Consider the following 19,160-nt stretch of genomic DNA (forward strand, 5'->3'; position numbering starts at 1 on the left):
ATATAGATAGATGTGTTTTAGAACTTTGAAAGGTTGAAAATATTACCACCTTGTGTGATAGCATTGATATTGTGAAGATAGGGTTCTGAAAGGTAACGGGGTTTGAGGACAGGAGCAAGGAGCAGCCCACGCTGTGTAAGTTCTTCTACGATAGGGATGTAATCTTCCCTTATTTTACCTACAGTCAGTGCAGACAGATTACGTCCCTGCCTGATATATTCGATAATGCCTAATAATCCTTTAAGGTAGAGCGCATCCTTTGTAAGGCCGCCACCCCTGTATACGCGGCTTGTCATATGAAAAGCTGTTTCCTCATCGAACAGATAATCTTCCACAAGCAGGAAGAATGTATCCACAAACGAATTTCCGGCAAGCATATGATGTACAGCCACGACGCGTGCAGCAATGATACGAAGTCTTTCAGGAGTAAGTCCGCCAACCATAAACTCCGAAAATACAGCCATACCTTCCTGTAACTGCTCATAACCCGGAACTCCCAGGCTAAAGAGTTTGAATGGCTGAGATTTGCCATTGAAATAAGTAACGATATGTGTGCCTACTTCATGCTGCAAAAGTGCCAAAGCCCGTGATTTTTCTATGTGGTAGTGTGTGCTGATATTAAGTATTCCGCGATTGACCATAATTCCCGAGATGTCCTCCCGTACGCGTACTCCGCTTTCCAAAGCAGGGAGTTGTTGCTGCAAAAAACGAAGTTCTTCCCTCGCCAGTTTTGCAAATTCCTGTGCATTGAGCATTTCGACATTTGTATTTGCAGATTTGCCCTCCGATCCGTAAACCACCAGAATGGCCTTTGCCGTTTCGAGCAATTTGTCGTCCACATTGCCGAATATCTGAAGACTGCCATGTAAGAATCCGCTATTACCTCTATCCATGAGCATAGTCATCATTGCATCCAGCTCTTTACGTTTATCACGAAACAGATAAGCAATCGTTGGGTCATCCAGCTCTTCTATACGCAGATTATATAGATTTCGCTTCACCAGTTCAGGGTCTATCGGCATTGGTCGATACTGAAACCGGGGTGTCTTCATAAATTTATCTTTTCTGAATTGCAGCCAGGCCTCGTGTGAATTGACAGGACTCACCAGTAATAAGAAATCAAACCGTTGGCTTTCCTGTGCTAACGCACGATCTATTTCCCATACCAAAGGTTGCAGTTCTGTAGTTCCCAGCATTTTAAACTGTGAAACTTTCATCGAAGTATGAACCCGTATAAATTCAAGAAAACTCTTGCGTATGCTTCTTGAGAAAGTGTCGCGGTAGCTTCTCAGGATCAATGGATAGGGTTTACCTGTACTGTGATCTATATATCTTGGTTTAATGCTGAGGCCCAGTCCCAGTAATTGTTTAAATTCAGGAGCCTGAGGATCAATCAGAGGTTCAGTTCCTGCTGGTTTTGGAAATTTTGTTTCTTTCTGAAGATCTATTCGGAGATGAATATACGGATCATCGTTGTTCTGTAAGCTTTTACGCAGTTTTTCTGCAATATTAAGAGCGGTCTTTTGAGACAGATGAATGGCAATATCCTGTTCCAGATCCTCTTCTCTCCATATCTCTATGAGCAGGCAGGAGCCAAATTCTTCTATAAGCTGACGTACGACTGGCTTTACTATGCTTTGAAAATTCATATCCTTTTCTTTACCAATCAGAAACGAAACTTCAGATTTGGCGAGAGCGGATATCATCTGATCTTTGCCGGATTCGGGTATACGGTATACCAGCAGAAAAGGATTGATCCGTTTGAAGACGAGCTTGCCCTCTCCGGCAAACTGAATATGTACAGGCTCTTTTTGTTTGATCGCCTGAATAGCTTTCTGTATTGATTTAGCCTGTTCCATAATTTTAATTGATTTGATCCGGTACCATGAATGCGACAGAGCGCTCCAATAGTTGACGAAGTTCTTCCAGACGTTCGGGATACAGTTCACCTGTCCATTCGTCCATAAAATCTTTTCTGAATTCTATAGACAATACACATCCGTATGCTCCGTAATGTTCGTTGATCCACTTAGACAGATTGCCGCCTGAAAATTTAACATTTTCACGTATGTCAATTTTTTTGCCGTCAATCTTTTGTGTCTCTATATACGAAATGAATGTATTGATAAGCGGTCTCCACTTAGGATCGTTATGGATAGTTCCTACATTGATCTGCGGATTCGTCTGTGTGTCCGTGATCTCATCCGGACCGGAACGTTTACTGTTGTAACTATGGATGTCATAAATAATGAAATATCCGTATTGCCGGATAGTCTCTTCTATCAGTAAACCTATCTCGCTCAGTATGCTGTGATATGCATGCTGTATGTTAAGAATGTGTTTTTGCTCAGGATGCGTCTTCCATACCTGTAAGCCCCAGGCCTGTTCAGGATGCAGGTAGATCGCATTCTCTAAAGGACGATTCAGATCAACCTGAAAACGGGATGTAGCTACTATGAACTGACTGACATTAATAGCTGTGAGCATCGCCGTGTAAGGATCCTCTTCGCGCAGGCGTTCTGAAGAGGAGAGATGCAGTAATTGCTGCAAATCTTTATGCACCTCATGGCCATCATGTACAGCAAAGGCCCATACAGGCCCGTCCTTTTTCTTCAACGTATAAGCAATATCCATAAGCAGAGGTATTCAATGTGATGTACCTCATATTAACAATCAGGAAAGTAAATGGTTTGGCAGGTTGATGATTCCTTATCCCTGAAAATGGCTAATTATACTCCGTAAACAGGAACTTGGATCGATGTTTGTTATTCATTTGTGGCTGTTTCAAATGCAGAATTTAAAGGCCAAAACCAAATTTTTTATATCTTTAACAGAAACACATTTTTATGTTAAGAAGAATTGTAAGTTGTATTATACTTTTTGTCGTATCTCTTTCGCTGACGGGCTGTCTGGATATCGTAGAAGAAATTGATTTAAAGTCCAATGGATCCGGAAGTATTCAGGCAACACTAAATCTGAGTAAAAGCAAAACAAAAGCATCCTCACTGATGATGCTTGATCAGGTCAATGGTATAAAGATTCCATCCAAATCCAAGATTCAGACAGAAATCAATACCATCGTCAAACTATTAAAACAGACACCCGGTATCTCCAATGTCAGTTCAAAGGTCGATTTTACAAACTTTATTGCCTCTATTAAATGTGACTTTACAGATGTAAAAGCATTGAATGCATTTACAACTACACTTTCTAATCATTTTAAGGTTAAAGTATCGGGGCATACCAGCTATGCTTTCGACTCCGGTAAAAAAGCATTTACACGTAATTACAAGTTCTCTCCGGAAGGAAAAAAGGAATTTGGAAAGCTGAATGCTGAAAATCAAAACGCATTTAAAGATGCTTATTACACCAGTATTTACAGATTTACAGATCCGGTGAAAAAACAGGAAAATACCAGCGCTAAAGTATCACCTAATAAAAAAGCTGTGATGCTCAAGACAGGTATCGTAAATCTGATCAACGGACAGATAGATCTGTCCAACCGAATACAATTGAATTAATACCGCTATTTTTTAGTAAAAACCCAATATTAATATATGAATATGAAATTTTTGCTTACAGTATTGATGACTACTGCTGTCTCTGTAAGCGCTTATGCACAGGATCTGGTTCGTAAAATACCTGCAGATGCCAATCTGGTTGTCACTCTTGATACAAAGAAATTCTTTTCTTTTGCTAATCCTCAGGACTTTAATGAAACTTTGAGAAAGGCCGGATTTTTCAAAAAGATGGATGAAAGCAATTTTAGAAATGTAAAGAACATCGAGGATCTTGGAATAAATCTTTCTTCTCAGGCCTATATTTATAACATTAAGAACGATAGTATTAACTATATAGGTGCATTGATTCCATTGGCGGATGCCAAAAAATTCAGTGCTATGATCCCTGCGCATAAAAAGATCGAGATGGTAGATGGAATGCAGACATTCTATTCTAAAGATCGCGAGACACGTGTGAGCTGGGACAACAATACGGTGTATATGCTGACAGGAATCATTACAGATGAGTACTTTCAGCAAGATAGTATTGCAGAACGCTATGGTCTGCAAAGCAGGGGACTGAGTCACCTGTATGATGATGTGGAGGTAGATTCTGCAATGGCGGATACTACTTATGCTGATATGTATGATGATGTGGAGGTGGATACTGTAATGGCAGAAGAGGTGCCTGAAGTAGAAGCTATAGAGCTCACAGAAGAAAAAACGCTGGCTGTCCCTATATCTCCGCCTAAATCTCCTGAAGTCATCGCTGTTCCGGAGATAGAAACACCACCAACCGGTGTTCCCGAAATCGTAATGGATGTACCTTATGATGACAGTGAAGAGGATGATGAGGATCAAACGGATTATTATAAAATGGTTGTACATGATGATTCTATCAAAAGTGCCATTGTAACTCAGGCGATGAATCAAAGGTTATCCACCATTATTAGTGCGCAGGGAGCGAATAACTTTTCCAATACCGGATTTGCAAAACGTCTGAATCCAAATGCGATTGCTAATATCTGGGTGAAGAGTGTGCAAGGATTGTACAATGACTATTTCCCAAAATACTTCTTGTATCTGACTACCGGATTCGACCCGTTGTATGATTCCAAATTCAAGTTTGGATTAGGAGAATTGACAGCTAATCTTGTTGTTGAGGGTAATAAACTGCAACTGGTCGCAGATATGGAAGTGGATAAGAGTCTGGTTCGGTATTATAAAGATATTTATAAGAAAAAACCAAACCCTAAGTTTTACCAATACGTAGATCAAAATGCACTTGGTGTGATTTCTGCAAATATCAATACAGAAGCTTACCTGAAGTTTATGCCGAAGTATATGGAAGGCTATTATGCTTCTCTTCTTCCTAATTACAAAGAAGCACTGACTTTAGGTACAACCTTATTTGATATCCTGCTGGACGAAAAAGCGATCGCTAAAGTATTTCCCGGGGATAACCTGTTTGTATTGAATGGTGTCGTCAAAGAAGAAGTGAAATATACAGATTACGAATATGATGAAGATTATAATAGTATTCCAGTAGAACGTACCAAAATGGAAGAACTTCCTAAGTTTTTGTGGATGTTCTCTTCTGCGGATCCCAGAATTTTTGAACAATTGCTGAAAGTCGGACTGAAAGAAAAGGTCGTGCTGTATAATGATGGTGTATACGAATTCGTACGTAAGAGAGGGCAAGATTTTAATGCGTTTGTACTGATCAATAACGGAATTGTATTCGTAGGAAATGACCGTCAGGAATTAAAAGATATACGGGATAATAAAATTCACAAAAAAGCAGGATCAACATATACCAAGTTATTGAAGAAAAACAGTTTCCTTGCTTTTCTGAATACATCCCGCATTCCTCAGTTATTAAGAGATCTGAATGTTCCTGTTATATCAGAGATGCAGGAGACGGTTAATGAGCTGGAACAATATGGTCCGGTTTATATTGCTTCTCCGGGTATGAAAGGGAATAAGATCAGTGGAGAGATGTCTGTCGAATTTCCGGCAAAAGGAAAGAATGCAGTTTCATTTATCATGGGTACAATAGATTCTTTTCTTAAAACAGCAAAATAGATAGAAGCGCATGAAAAAGGTATTCCTATGGATTTTGGTTGTGATTATTGTAGTAGTGTTGGGCGTGTGGGGGTATCTGACTGTGCGGCAATCTGCTTCGGGAGATGCACAGATACATGTGCAGAGTAAAGCTGTAGTCCGTATCTCTGTTGACCGGATGCTGACTTCACTTGCGAAAAATGCATTGATTCATCCGGGCACTTACTTTGGTGGTAAAAAAGAACCAAAAAGAGATAGCCTGGAGCGGATTAAGATCTGGGAATCCGGATGGGATATCCCGGCGAATGTCTATCTGTTTTCACTACAGAATGATCCAAATACCTACTATACTATACAGTCACTGAAAGATAAGGAGGCTTTTGCTAAATTTTTGAAAGTCAATTTTGCGCTGGAACCCGTATTAGTGGAAGGAACCCAATTCTATTTTGTACAGGCACGAAACCAACGTTCTGCGGTTTTATTCAGTCAGGACAGATTTGTAGTTGGATTCGGATTGGGAGCGGCAGACCGTCTTACCATAATGCGTGATCTGTTAGAGAATACTAAAAATCTCACCACTGCCAAATCTATGCAGTTAGATGCATTGGAAGGAGATCTGCTGTATACAGATCTGCAGAATAAATCTGTTGTAAAGACAAACTTTTATAATGGGAATATCAAACTGGAAGGTAATATATATACCGCTTTATGGCATGCACCGGAGCAGGCAACAGCACGTCAGCTGGATACGTCAAGTGTAGCCTATGGATGGTTAAACGCTGATCTCAGACCTGTTTTAAACCAATATAAAGACAGTCTGGAGAAACATAAGATTCCGGTGGATACACTTTCCAAATATCTTGGGGGATATGTAGATATGCAATGGAAGAAAGATCCTGTAAAACAGATCGATACAATTGTGACCTATGATCTGGATGATAATTTTGAGATGTCGGAGAAGAAGGAGGTCAGAGAAGCTGAGGTGCCGGATCTGCAATTTGTCATACGTTCATCTCCTCATTTAGCGGCTTATCTGCCTGAAAAGATGTTCTACAAATTCAAAAAGCAGGTGAAAGGTGATCTGATAGCTTTAAATACCGGAACTCCTGCAGACTTTACAGATACCAGAAATAATGTGCCGAATTACTTCTATCTGCATTTGCGTGAAGATAGCTGGCACAGAATATTTGTAAAAAAGGATTCCGGATCGGCATGGAATCATATCGAAAATATCACTTTGAGTGCAATAAGAACAACTGCCGACTGGTCGGTTTTGAAAGGGGAAATTAAGCTGAAGAAAGGGGATATACATGCTTTATATCAACTGTTTTAAGTAAGTTATGCCCGGATACGGATTATGAGCAAAGAGAGCCTGAACTAACTTCAGGCTCTCTTTTTTTATTTTAAGATCTGCGTTTAGAACCTGATTTACGGAATAATTACTTTGCTGGTGAGAACATCATCAAATGAAAATGGAAAATAAAGGATCTTTAGCATAGGGAAACTTTCCTGAGCCAGTTGCTGTCCCCACCAACTGTTGAAACCCTTATTAGTGAAGACACAAAAGGGAAAAATGAAAAATCCTCAAACACCGGGGTGATGAATGAGGATCTTATCAATTATTAACCTAAATTATGAAAAGTCATTTTTTACACTACTATAACGCTGTCAGAATCACTATAGTGTGTATCGAAATGTTAAGAGATGTTAAAGTATAACATCGTTATCCTGCAGAGATCTTGCTGATATCTGTTTGCTGATGAGAATACGGGTCAGAAGCTGCAGCTTTTGCTGGTATACTTTAGTAATCTGCCCGGGCACTCCCTCTTCAAACAATAACGGTTTTACGATCGGTACACTGAAAGGTACAGGCCAGGCACGCAAAGATTTAGCGATAGCATCCATAGCATTAATACCCTGAAGTGCCTGTCCGCCATCAGCCCATGATATAAGACCGATCATTTTGTCTGTCAGGTAAGGTTTGGGTTCCTTCGCTGATATTTCTAACCAATCCAGACAGTTCTTCATCACTCCTGTCATACTGCCATGGTAGAGTGGGGTGAGCCAGATATGCGCATCAGCTTCTCTGAATTGCTGCGCCATAATCTCTACAGCGACCGGTGTTTTAGAAAGAGTAAAATCAAATAGAGGTATGGCAGATCCTGCCAGATTGAATACGGTAGAATGGATCCCATTTTTTTCCAGTGTTTGTTGTAAAAATTGAATGATACTATGTGAGGTAGAAGATGGTCTTCTCTCCAGAGCCCCGTTAAAAATAAGTATGTTCATAACCTTTATTATTTTTTGTAAATGACTTTTGGCATTCCCACTTCCCCATACATAAGTCCGGAAACCAACGGTAATAATCTGGATGTAACGGCCATATAGATTCCTTCGGGGACTTTGATATCGTTACGGACAGCTACCTTTTTTCCTTTGAGATGAGTAAAGTCGGCAGATGTAATGGCGTTGGTCCAAAGTGATTGATAGTGATGATCCTCTTCACCAAAGGATAGACTGAATGCATAAGGGCGCAGTAACGTTGTCAGCAGCATATACGCCCACTGTGGAACGATGGCATCCGAAGAACACATAATAGTGACGGCTTTACCTTTGAATATAGAGAAATCCAGTTGCTGCAGTTTTTCCCTGAATTCCTTCTCTTTGAGCATCATCCCCATATACAACATATCTTTGATGTCCAGTTGTATAAAAGATACCTGAGGTGCATAATCCATAAGATCGAGACCGATGATACCTGACTGCTGCACCTTGTTCACAATTTCTCCTGTCATGATTTTCTGTCACGTATAGTATCATAATTGCGGGATACCGCTTCCCAATCTAATATACTCCAGAAAGCAGCCAGATAATCAGCTCTTTTGTTTTGATATTTTAGGTAATAAGCATGCTCCCACACATCTATTCCCATTATCGGGAATCCTCTGTCTGTGCTGTTAATGTCCATTAGTGGATTATCCTGGTTAGGAGTAGAACAAATAGCAATACTGCCATTATATTTGACATATAACCAGGCCCAACCAGAGCCGAAACGCGTCATTGCGAGCTGACCAAACTGTTCTTTGAAATTTTCTAAAGAACCCCAATTAGCCAGAATGGCATCTGCAAGTGCTCCCTGTGGTTGTGTCTGAGCCGAAGAAGAAAGAATATTCCAGAATAATTCATGATTGTAGTGACCACCTGCATTATTGCGTACAGCAGGAGAATAGTTACTGATATTTTCCAGTAAAGCTGTTAAAGATTCGGGAGTAGTCTGACCTTCAAGAGCTTTATTCAGGTTGTCTACATAAGCCTGATGATGTCTGTCATGGTGGATTTCCATGGTTGCCTTGTCGATGTAAGGTTCTAATGCATCGTATGAGTAAGGCAGAGCCGGTAATTGATAAGCCATAATTTTTGTAATTTTGTTTTTGTTTAACAAAGGTATTAACTTTGTTTATTAAACCAAATAATTACTTTGTTTATTATGAATAATAATTTGCCGGATAATGAAAAATCACTTTGGATACTCAAAACCAAAGGAGCACTTCCGTTGACTGCTTTGGCCAAAGAGATGGGAGTGACTACTGAAGGCGCACGTTTCCATTTGTTAAAACTGGCGAATGAAGGTTTGGTAGAGTCTACTACGGAATCAAAAGGAAGGGGACGTCCACAACAAATATGGGCACTGACCTCCAAAGGACAATCCCGTTTTCCGGATACACATGCAGATCTGACTGTTAATCTTATTCGTACTATCCGGGAGACATTAGGCGAAAAAGCATTAGAGCAAGTCATAAAAGCTAACGGGGAAGAAATTCTGGACCGTTACACACGACATCTTACAGGGATAAGAGGTCTCGAACCGCGTATAGAAGCACTTGTCGATATTCGTCAGCGGGAAGGGTATATGGCCGAATACAGAAGCGAAGCAGATGGTGAATATCTGTTTATCGAAAATCATTGTCCTATCTGTGCGGCCGCTTCACAGTGTCAGGGATTCTGTGATAATGAGCTTAATACTTTTCAGTCTGTACTGGGTACACAGGTATCAGTAAATCGTATTAGCCATATAGTAGCAGGAGCTCGCCGCTGCGCTTATCTCATTAAACAAAAGGAGTAAGATTTCTTTACACTTTCTAAATCATTTGTTAATCTATTGGTGGTCATAAGTTAATACGCTGCAACTATTTTAGCCCCATCAATCAACAATGTATATGAAAGGATATTTACTTACTATTTTATGCTTATTGTTATGGGGTCATTATGACGTCATGGCACAAACGACACAAGCCAGTATTTCCGGAAAGATTACAGATGGGGCAGGACATGCAGTAGCAGGAGCGACTGTACAGATCCGAAACGAATCTACAGGATTCAACACCAAAACATCTACAACAGCTAACGGCGATTTTACATTTAAAGAACTTCCGTTGGGAGGCCCTTATGTAGTACGAGCTACATATGTAGGATATAGTGAGCAGGTCCGTAACGGATTTATGCTTAATCAGGGAGATATCATTCGCGTTGTCATTCCGATGGAAGAATCCAGTAATACACTGGATATCGTAGATGTGACCGCCAATTCTATGAAAAATAAGATCGAGAATCTCGGAGCAGCTACAGCTGTATCTGCAAAAGATATCGCAAAACTTCCGGTGAACGGACGTAATTTTACTTCTCTTATGGATCTTTCGCCGTTAAGCAGAGGAGATAATCTTTCAGGTCAATTAGGTTCATCCACTAACTTTACCATCGACGGTATGACTGCAAAAAATCCGACTTCTGCAGGTTCTACTACCAGCCGTAGTGGTGCACCATATTCTATTTCAATCGAAGCTGTCCGTGAATTCAAAGTGGTTACCAATCAGTATGATGTGACCTATGGAAGAAGTGGCGGGGGTACAGTGAGTGCCGTGACTAAGGCTGGTACCAATACACTGAGCGGAAGTGCCTGGACATATGCTCGTGCAGACTGGTTATCCAGTCCGTATGATATTCGTGGTAACAAACGCAGTAATAAGTTTTCTACGTATCAGTATGGTTTTACTTTGGGAGGTCCTATTATCAAAGATAAACTTCATTTTTTTGTAGCCTGGGATCATCAAAGAGATGCGCGTCCTCTGATTATCGCTGATGTACAATCTGCAACGGACGAAAGTCGTTTTAATATTACACGTGCTACCTTAGATCAGTTTGTAAATATAGGTCGTAATAAATATGGTCTGGGAGAAGGAGCACAATACGGATCATTTGACAAAACCCGCGGCTCAGATGCGGTATTTGCACGTATAGACTGGCAGATCAATGAGAAAAATTTATTGACTATCCGAGACAATTATACCAACGACAGAAACAAATTAGGACTGGAAGATAATACAGCTATTAATATGTTTGAATCATACGGGAATGATAAAAACATAGATAACAGTTTGCTGGCAACTTTGCGTACATCATTATCACCACGACTGACCAATGAACTAAAAGTACAACATCTCTACACTTACCAAAAAAGTAGCCCTGGTGATCAGCTTCCGGGAGCTAATATTCCAAGAGCTATTGTTGAGAATATCGCTTCTCCTGTCGACGGAAAGTCTCTGGCGACTAATGTGCAGCTGGGAGGACACCGTTTTGCGCAGGAAGGATTTACAAATAATGTAATCCAACTGGTGGATAACGTGTATCTAAGTACGGATAAAATAAACTATACATTTGGTGTAGACCTTATGTATACGCATGCGAAGTCCCTTTATGGCAGTGAAGTTAACGGACGTTTTCAGTTCAGACCAAGTGATCAGTTTACGGCATTGCAAAACTTTGATAACCTGACTCCATATGCATTCTATCGTGAGGTACCTTTAATGGCTGATCCAACGGTAACCGGATCTATCTTTAATGCCGGTATCTATGGACAGATGCAGACCAAACTTGCAAGAGGTCTGGATATGACAGCAGGTCTTCGTCTGGATTATGGCCACTATCCGACTTCACCTTTGAATGAACTGTTACTTTCTGAAGTAGGAGTTCGCACTGATAATAAGCTGAAATCATTTGTAGTACAACCGCGCGTACAGTTTACCTGGGATGTCAATGAAAACAAAACTGACTTCCTCCGTTTCGGAGCAGGTATCTTTGCGTCAGACATCAACAACTATATGACCATCAACAACCTGACTTTTGATGGAAAGCATTTTGCAACTGTAGACGTACGAGGTGCGGATGTACCAAGACCGGATTTTAATGCCTATCGTCAGAATCCGGGTAGTATTCCCACATTGGAAGCTTTTCAGGTTCCAACCATCAATACATATTCCGATAATGCAAAGATTCCGGTTGTATACAAAGCCAATCTTTCCTACACCCGATTCATCAATGATCGTATAAAAGTAGGAGTGACAGGTTTTGCGACATTAGGTCGTAATAACTACATGTATGTAGACCGCAATATGGTCGCAGATCCGTTCTTCAGATTAGCGAATGAAGACAACCGTGGCGTTTATGTGCCGGCTACAGCAATTGTAAATGGTGCTGCTGACTGGAAACAAGGGCGTATCAGTAACAAATTTGGCCGTGTATTGGAATTGAACAGTGAAGGTAAAATCAATCAGTTCGCCGTAGTCGTGGATGGATCATATCAATACTTTCAGGACGGCTCTGTATCATTGAGTTATACGTGGAATGATACAAAAGATAATACTTCTTACAATGGTAACGTCGCAAATACAGCAACTCTTTCTCTTCCTGTAAAAGATGATCCCCGTGATCTGAGTAAAATGAGCTATTCAAACGGCCAGTTCAGACATAAAGTGGTATTCTATGGTACCTTACCTACTTTCTACGGCGTGAGTGTCGGTGTACGTTACTCCGGAATCGGCGGTACACGATACAGCTTACTTGCGGGTGGTAATATCAACGGTGACTTTGTATCTAATACGAACGATCTTGCTTACATATTTGATCCGAACAGTCCCAACACAGCAGCCAATGTTGCGGCCGGGTTAAATGATCTCCTGAATAATCCGAATGCGAGTCAGAGCCTCAAAGATTATATCCTGAAATATTCAGGTAAAATAGCTGAGCGTAACGGCGGTGTAAACGGTTTCTACGGAATTGTAGATTTACGTATTGCGAAGAAAATCAAATTTGGACGTACACAATCACTGGAAGTATCAGCTGATATTTTTAATCTTGGTAACCTCTTTAAGAAAGACTGGGGTGTCAATGAATCTTTGGGTTCACAGGCACTGTATGCATTGGGAATACCTGAGAATAAAGAAACAGGAACAGCTGCTGTACCTCAATTTGATGTTACAAAACAACAGTTCAATTACCGTGTAAACAACTCCGGAATTGTCAATCCTTCGGGCAATCCCTACCAGTTTCAGTTGGGCTTACGCTACGGATTCTAATCCATAATGATCTTTATCAAAAAAGCACGTCTGCAAAGACGTGCTTTTTTGATTCTTATAAGTTCTTAAATACAGGAGAGTAATAAGGGAGATAAATTGTTCACTATTCCAATGCTTCCTTAAGCAGTTGTAAACGTACCCACGAAGGGCATTTTTCTACATCTTTTTCCCACATATCCACGCATATAAAGCTTATTCTTAAAAATTCGGGAATATTTGTCACCACCATGTGTGAGGCTATTCGGATTTCGGTAGGTAGTTCTCGGCTTGAAAAATACTGTTTTAGTTCAGCTGCATCCATAGCCACAAATATAGCCAAATAAGCAATAGATATGTGTCAATTAATGTTCAATCTGAAGATTATATTTATCCAGTAGTCCGGCTATTCCTGAAACTGAAAATCTGGCTTTTTTAAGTTTATTATTTTCAGGGTCGATTGAATAATTGTAAGCTGATCTTAAGTCGGCTTTCTCCAGATTGGTATGATAAAAACTGGCCCTTAGCAGATCACAATCTTTAAAAGTTGACTGGGAAAGATCACTCTCCGAAAAATCTATTTCCTGAAGGGAACATTCCTTAAAAACTATCTTCTTAAGATTCAGTCCATAGAAGGAGGAATGCTGTAACTGACATCGAGTGAATGAAAAGGCGAGTCCGAAATCAAGGCAGTTTTCATAGCGTATGCCTATCATTTTGCAATCCTCAAACAGGATATCGCGTAGTGCTGTTTTTTCCAGGAGGACGAGACTCAGATTACAATGCTTAAAACTGCAGTCTATAAATTTGAATCCCGAAAGATTCTGTTCCGCAAAATTGCAGTTGATAAATGTACAATTGTCATATTCTCTTTTTGCCAGCGCAAGGGAAGTATAGTCCATTCTTTCAAAAGTTTCATCCTGTATATAATGTTCACTCATGGGATAGATCTGTGTTAGCTTGATTTGATTTGTTAAATAGTTCTTTTTTTAATACCATATTCAGAGAATTCAGTATTTGTCCGGCAGATGATGCTATGATTCTATCCTTTTCAGGTCGAAAGGAGAACCCGTTCTTCTGGTAACAGTGTATGGCTGCCGTATTCCAGTCAAATACGTTTAGCTCGATGTCTTCGGCCTGCAGATCGCAGAATGCATAGCTGCATAAGGTATGAATCAATGCAGAACCATAGCCCTTTCCTCTGTCTTCGGATGTACCGATTAATATTCTGCAGATCTTATATTGAAGCTGTTCGCTCTTGTACAATTCTGCATGACCTATATATCTGTTTTCAGACAACGTGTAGACTGCAAAAGCAAGTCTGTCAGGATCACCTAGATAGAATTCTAATTGTGGAACGGTAAGTGGAAATGAAAAAATAGTGCCGGCAAATTGTACCAGTAATTCTTCACTTGGCACCATTTGAATTAATTGCTCAAAGTTGGATTGTCGGAACGGAACCAGCCGGATCATATACGCATAGTGTTAAGCACTAAAGATACAAATCCTTTCAGAACAGCCCAAAATGCTGTTCGATTTTCAGTGAAGAAAATAGTTCTGTAGAGGAATTTGACCTATTTGGAATATTACATCCAAAAAAGAAGATGCTAAAATAAATCCATAGTCCAGACTATTTCTGAAATCGGATTGATTTTAACATCTTCAAACATACCCCTTGAGAAGCTATGCTAATTTAAATGATGTTTTTCATTGTTTTCAATATCCCTTTGCGCAATCAGTGAAGATTCACGGTTAAGAACATCACTTTTAGCTGCATAATTCTGATTATCCGCATAGATATAAAGAAGTGTTCCATCTTTAATTGTATTGATAATCTCTGCATTAAGTTCGCGCGGAAGTGCCGGGCATCCATAACTCCGACCCAGACGTCCGGTAGAGGCAATGACCGCTTCACTGCAATAATCAGCACCGTGCATTACTACAGCTCTTTCTTTTGCATGGTCATTTATTCCTTCTTCCAGACCATTCAGCACAAGCGAATACCCGTTACCACCCTGATATGTCTTCTCTGTAACATAAAAACCCAGCGAGCTTTGGTACGAATTGTTGCGGTTGGAGAAAGAAGTCGCAAATTTTTCGCCGCTGTTGCGGCCATGCGACACCAGACTGTGATAAAGTACTTTTCTGTTTTTCAGATCAAGTACGTACAGTCTTTTTTCTGTTGAAGGGAGTGTAAAATCAATAATCGTCATCGTGTCCCTGTTGTCTGTTGACAACATACTCCGTCCGCGCATAGCTTGCTCAAAAGCCTCTAATTTGAGAATAGGCTCCAGATGCATGCTGGCGTACAGTTGTTGAACAGGAGATACTTTTTTAATTGGTTTTACAACGGTTTTTTTTTCAATATGCTTACCTGTATAAACAGATGCTGATGACGAGGTAAACAATACTAACGAGAAAATATACAAAAATCTAATCATAACACAAAATCACAATTTTCCACTACAAAGGTAGTAATAATATGATTTTCAAAATGTTAAATAACGTTAATCTATCACTATGACCAGTGCATTCATGGGTTTAGCCCAATTATAGACGAATTTTGCATGTGAAGAAGCGTTGCGGACACACATATGTGAACGGGGAACTGTTCCCAGCGAGGCACTGTATTCAATAATAGCTGTAGCGGGTTTATTGACGGGTATGCCATGTATATATGCTCCGTTGGTAAAACGGCTCGCATAAGGTGCAAAGCCATCAATAGTGGTTGTCCCGTCCTTGTAATAAAACATTTTGGACTTGTGTTCCTGTATCATAAACAAACCTACAGGTGTCTCCTGAGCATGAGGCGGTTTATGTCTGCCGGAAGTGGCCGGATTCATACTCCGTATAGTCCAGTCCTTACCTGAGCCTTCTAATGTACATATATTCTGATTGCGCACATCTACTACTACCACATGATTGAAAGTCGTGGAATCACTGATGGCTTTGACATACCTTTTGGGAACATCCCAGATTCCGTCAAATGAAATGCCTTCGATCTTGACCATATCCAGTGTATCGCTGCTCATGAGTCTGACCAATGAGCCGTCTCTTCCGTATCGGATAGGTTGGTCCGTTTCACCGACAACATATAATGGGGCTGACTGATAGCGCTCCACTCCCAGAGAATCGGATACACGGGTATAAGCGTTACGCTCAAAGTGCTTGACAACAGGAGCTTCTCTGTTTTTGTTTTTATAGTTCTGAAGGATAGCATATTGTCCGGTTTTCTTTTGAAAATTGACGACATATGCCAGGCGTTCTTTTATCTTATCCCATTGAAAATTACGGGTAGTATCCTTGTATGGATAAGTATCTTCCAGACTGTGTTTGTCATAGAGAAACTCTTTTTTCAGATTGATATCTGCAGCTTCAACGGGCTTTTGCCGTTCGGCTTCCTTTTGCATTTTAGCTACCTGTTCCAGTGAATCCTTTTTGTTGTTTTCTTGCGTTTGTTCAGGACTCTTTTTAGAGGTACATGAAGATAATAAGAGTATGAGGTAAAAAGTTAAATAAACCTGTTTTGTTTGTTTCATAATTTAGATAGCTGTTGCTAAGTCATCCTGATGTGCCTGTTTTTTTAATTCAATATACCGCCACTTTTTTTTATTTCAAAGCAAAATCAAATAATCCGAGTAAACCAAAGATGAATTTGTAATAGCTGAGATATACAAAAAGTGTGCTAAAGTATCCTGATCCATAATCCCGTATCTGGATTATTGTATATTTGCAACATTTTTCATCGAATAAGTACCTGAGAAAAGAATAAAAGGTACTATAATAGAGTAAATGATATGGATATATTGAAAGATCGAATTTTAAAGGACGGGCAGAGCTTTACAGGAGGTATCCTGAAAGTAGATAGTTTTATAAATCATCAGATGGATCCTGTATTGATGAAATCGATCGCAGTAGAATTTGTAAGACGTTTTGGCCATCTTCCTGTAAATAAGATTATCACCATTGAAGCAAGTGGTATTGCACCCGCTATTATGCTGGGGTATCTGCTGGAGCTCCCTGTTGTATTTATTAAAAAGGCAATGCCTAAAACTATGCAAAATATGCTGGTGTCTTCGGTTTACTCTTTTACTAAGGACAAGACATATGATATCTGTGTAAGCCGTGACTTTCTGGGACCTTCAGACAGAGTTGTATTTATTGACGATTTCCTGGCAAACGGCAATGCTGCTTCAGGTGTTTATGACCTGGTCAAAGAAGCCGGAGCGACGTTGCTGGCAATGGGATTTATCATCGAAAAATCTTTTCAAAAGGGAGGAGAATTGCTAAGGGCAATTCCGGATATACAGGTAGAGTCACTCGCAAAAATTAAAGAGCTGGGTGACGGACACATTGTTTTCGGATAAGAAATTGACAGTATCTTTCTAATATAAACAGCCCGGACAGTATCGATACTGTCCGGGCTTTCCGTTTATGATATATTATTTGCACCTGTTATACTTGGTCGGACAAATAAATCTTTGTGTATATAACGGGTAGTATATTCCGAATAGTATGCGTTAAATACAATTTAACATAGTTTTTGGAACATGATATTGATTTTCAGAAGAATAAAAAGAACGGTTGATTTTTTTCTGTTAGCCACATGTTAAATTGCTGTTAATATTGGCTTTTTTAGCTCTTATTAAGCCTTTTATGCGTGCAGGTAGGGCCCGTTTTTTGATTTTATTTATTATGTTTGGAAGAGATGCCTTAAAATATGAAAATATTCCTGTAACATAGATTTGACAAACGTAAACAAATGCGAATGTAACTGTTGGTTGAAGAGCAGGTATTAAAAAATAAATTAAACATACATGAAAGATAACACCATATTCAAGATAAGTTCAAGAATTAAAGAAATACGTAAAGGAAAAGGTATTACTATACAGGATCTGGCCGACAGAGCAGGAGTGAGTAAAGGTTTAATTTCTCAGGTTGAAAATAACCGGACTGTTCCTTCATTATTGGTTTTGATCAATATTATCGGAGCGCTGGAGATTGACCTTACAGAATTTTTTAAAGGATTTACATCTGATGGAGATTTAGGTCCAGTTATCGTTCGACGTAAAGAACAATATGAGCCCTTTGAAAAAGAACATGCATTGGGATTTATGTACAGAAGGATCTTTACCACCTCCATCGTCAATTCGACAATGGATATTGTACTTCTGGAATTAGAGCCGGATGCAAACCGTCCTATGGTCACTACAGAGGCTTTTGAGTACAAGTATATTCTGGCAGGAGAGGTTGAATATATTTTTGAAAATGAGGTTGTACATCTCAAAGAAGGAGATTCTATACTCTTTGACGGAAGACTGTCTCATTCCCCGCGTAATCCGGGTACACAAAAAGCAAGTATGTTGATTGTGTATTTTTTTGAACAGGATAAAACCTGATCTTTAAGCAGCCATTAAAATAGTTATTCATTATAAACTTAGTGCCACAACTGACCATAATCTTTTTCAATAATTATTCTGGCTAAGGAAAGAACTATATTCTACTGTTTTACTTCTCACGCCGGTCTCATCCGCCCGTATACAATTATTTTTGGAAAAACATTGATTTAACATTAGCTTAGCATTACAATTATAACTTTGTGCTGTGAATAATACATAATTTCACACTAAAGAATACTTAAATTTGGGATGGAAAGTCATGAATACGTGGTCTGATAAAGAATTGTTCGATGCAATTAAAAAGAACAATACACAAGCCTTTTCAATTTTGTTTGACAGGTACTCGGATATTCTTTTTCGTTTTATCCTGAAAAGAACACGTTCCGTTACAGATACCGAGGATATCTTACAGGAGGTGTTTCTGTCATTATGGAACAGACGTGCAAATATAGAAGTAGGAGATTCGATCTATCCTTATCTCTTCAAAGCTGCACGTTACGAAGTAATCGACTGGATGGTCAAAAGTGAAAAGCGGGTAAAGCATTTTGAACAATTACAGGTCAAAGCAGAAAAGGATATAATTTGTCTGCACAATACGGAGGATAAATTAATGGCTCAGGAACTGGCCAAATTACTGGAAGATGAAGTGCAGAAAATGCCGGTCACGATGCGCTCCATATTTAACCTCAGCAGAGGAGAAGATATGTGCATAAAAGATATTGCCTCCCAATTATCAATCTCTGAGCAAACCGTCAAAAACAATATTTCCCTGGCCATGTCACGGCTCAGAATACTTGTCAAATAATATTTTA

18 protein-coding genes are annotated in these 19,160 nt (G+C 39.6%); 8 read left to right on the plus strand and 10 right to left on the minus strand.

The window, feature by feature from the left end; translation table 11 throughout:
* Positions 1-17: 17 nt before the first annotated feature.
* Together I6J02_RS13595 and I6J02_RS13600 are read right to left on the minus strand one after the other, a co-directional pair.
* On the minus strand, positions 18-1,859 hold the full coding sequence (locus tag I6J02_RS13595; RefSeq protein WP_201678417.1) for a flavohemoglobin expression-modulating QEGLA motif protein: 1,842 nt from the start codon (positions 1,857-1,859) through the stop codon (positions 18-20).
* 4 nt (positions 1,860-1,863) lie between these two features.
* Positions 1,864-2,634: an N-formylglutamate amidohydrolase gene (locus I6J02_RS13600; protein ID WP_201678418.1), complete on the minus strand. Its 771-nt coding sequence runs from the start codon at positions 2,632-2,634 to the stop codon at positions 1,864-1,866.
* Positions 2,635-2,846: 212 nt separating this feature from the next.
* On the opposite strand from I6J02_RS13600, the gene I6J02_RS13605 reads away from it, so the two are divergent.
* The 3 genes from I6J02_RS13605 to I6J02_RS13615 are packed head-to-tail and all read left to right on the plus strand — an operon-like array spanning position 2,847 to position 6,897.
* Positions 2,847-3,521 carry a hypothetical protein gene (locus I6J02_RS13605; protein ID WP_201678419.1) on the plus strand — a complete coding sequence of 225 codons (675 nt, stop codon included), beginning with the start codon at positions 2,847-2,849 and terminating at the stop codon, positions 3,519-3,521.
* A gap of 42 nt (positions 3,522-3,563) precedes the next feature.
* Positions 3,564-5,585, plus strand: coding sequence for a hypothetical protein (locus tag I6J02_RS13610; RefSeq protein ID WP_236581887.1), 2,022 nt, complete (start codon positions 3,564-3,566; stop codon positions 5,583-5,585).
* A gap of 10 nt (positions 5,586-5,595) precedes the next feature.
* Positions 5,596-6,897 carry an acyl carrier protein gene (locus tag I6J02_RS13615; RefSeq protein ID WP_201678421.1) on the plus strand — a complete coding sequence of 434 codons (1,302 nt, stop codon included), beginning with the start codon at positions 5,596-5,598 and terminating at the stop codon, positions 6,895-6,897.
* Between the two features lie 374 nt (positions 6,898-7,271).
* Here the strand turns inward: I6J02_RS13615 and I6J02_RS13620 are convergent, their stop codons facing one another.
* Genes I6J02_RS13620 through I6J02_RS13630 form a run of 3 tightly spaced genes read right to left on the minus strand, consistent with a single transcriptional unit; the run spans position 7,272 to position 8,976 of the window.
* Positions 7,272-7,853 carry an NADPH-dependent FMN reductase gene (locus tag I6J02_RS13620; protein ID WP_201678422.1) on the minus strand — a complete coding sequence of 194 codons (582 nt, stop codon included), beginning with the start codon at positions 7,851-7,853 and terminating at the stop codon, positions 7,272-7,274.
* Between the two features lie 8 nt (positions 7,854-7,861).
* Positions 7,862-8,359 (minus strand): DUF2480 family protein, encoded by a 498-nt coding sequence (locus tag I6J02_RS13625; RefSeq protein WP_201678423.1) that lies wholly within the window; start codon positions 8,357-8,359, stop codon positions 7,862-7,864.
* Complete coding sequence (locus tag I6J02_RS13630; protein ID WP_236581888.1) at positions 8,356-8,976, minus strand: superoxide dismutase; 621 nt, start codon at positions 8,974-8,976, stop codon at positions 8,356-8,358. Before I6J02_RS13630 ends, I6J02_RS13625 begins: the two co-directional genes overlap by 4 nt.
* Before the next feature lie 75 nt (positions 8,977-9,051).
* Between I6J02_RS13630 and I6J02_RS13635 the strand changes: the two genes are divergently transcribed.
* Positions 9,052-9,687, plus strand: coding sequence for a helix-turn-helix transcriptional regulator (locus tag I6J02_RS13635; RefSeq protein ID WP_201678424.1), 636 nt, complete (start codon positions 9,052-9,054; stop codon positions 9,685-9,687).
* An 88-nt stretch (positions 9,688-9,775) separates the two neighbouring features.
* Positions 9,776-12,973, plus strand: coding sequence for a TonB-dependent receptor (locus I6J02_RS13640; protein ID WP_201678425.1), 3,198 nt, complete (start codon positions 9,776-9,778; stop codon positions 12,971-12,973).
* 103 nt (positions 12,974-13,076) lie between these two features.
* Here the strand turns inward: I6J02_RS13640 and I6J02_RS13645 are convergent, their stop codons facing one another.
* From I6J02_RS13645 to I6J02_RS13665, 5 genes are all read right to left on the minus strand, one after another.
* A complete protein-coding gene (locus I6J02_RS13645; protein WP_201678426.1) occupies positions 13,077-13,292 on the minus strand; it encodes a DUF6965 family protein in 216 nt (71 codons plus the stop codon).
* Between the two features lie 22 nt (positions 13,293-13,314).
* A complete protein-coding gene (locus I6J02_RS13650) occupies positions 13,315-13,890 on the minus strand; it encodes a pentapeptide repeat-containing protein (protein WP_201678427.1) in 576 nt (191 codons plus the stop codon).
* Complete coding sequence (locus I6J02_RS13655; RefSeq protein WP_201678428.1) at positions 13,883-14,422, minus strand: GNAT family N-acetyltransferase; 540 nt, start codon at positions 14,420-14,422, stop codon at positions 13,883-13,885. Before I6J02_RS13655 ends, I6J02_RS13650 begins: the two co-directional genes overlap by 8 nt.
* A gap of 215 nt (positions 14,423-14,637) precedes the next feature.
* Positions 14,638-15,390, minus strand: coding sequence for a murein L,D-transpeptidase catalytic domain family protein (locus I6J02_RS13660; RefSeq protein WP_236581890.1), 753 nt, complete (start codon positions 15,388-15,390; stop codon positions 14,638-14,640).
* 66 nt (positions 15,391-15,456) lie between these two features.
* Positions 15,457-16,488, minus strand: coding sequence for a L,D-transpeptidase (locus tag I6J02_RS13665; protein ID WP_201678429.1), 1,032 nt, complete (start codon positions 16,486-16,488; stop codon positions 15,457-15,459).
* A gap of 258 nt (positions 16,489-16,746) precedes the next feature.
* Here I6J02_RS13665 and xpt point away from each other — a divergent pair, with 258 nt between their 5' ends.
* From xpt to I6J02_RS13680, 3 genes are all read left to right on the plus strand, one after another.
* Positions 16,747-17,316, plus strand: a complete 570-nt coding sequence (xpt, locus tag I6J02_RS13670) for a xanthine phosphoribosyltransferase (RefSeq protein ID WP_201678430.1) — start codon at positions 16,747-16,749, stop codon at positions 17,314-17,316.
* 450 nt (positions 17,317-17,766) lie between these two features.
* Positions 17,767-18,348: a helix-turn-helix domain-containing protein gene (locus tag I6J02_RS13675; RefSeq protein WP_201678431.1), complete on the plus strand. Its 582-nt coding sequence runs from the start codon at positions 17,767-17,769 to the stop codon at positions 18,346-18,348.
* A 259-nt stretch (positions 18,349-18,607) separates the two neighbouring features.
* Positions 18,608-19,153, plus strand: coding sequence for an RNA polymerase sigma factor (locus tag I6J02_RS13680; protein ID WP_201678432.1), 546 nt, complete (start codon positions 18,608-18,610; stop codon positions 19,151-19,153).
* Positions 19,154-19,160: the final 7 nt, after the last annotated feature.

It is taken from the genome of Sphingobacterium spiritivorum (assembly GCF_016725325.1).
Lineage (GTDB): Bacteria > Bacteroidota > Bacteroidia > Sphingobacteriales > Sphingobacteriaceae > Sphingobacterium.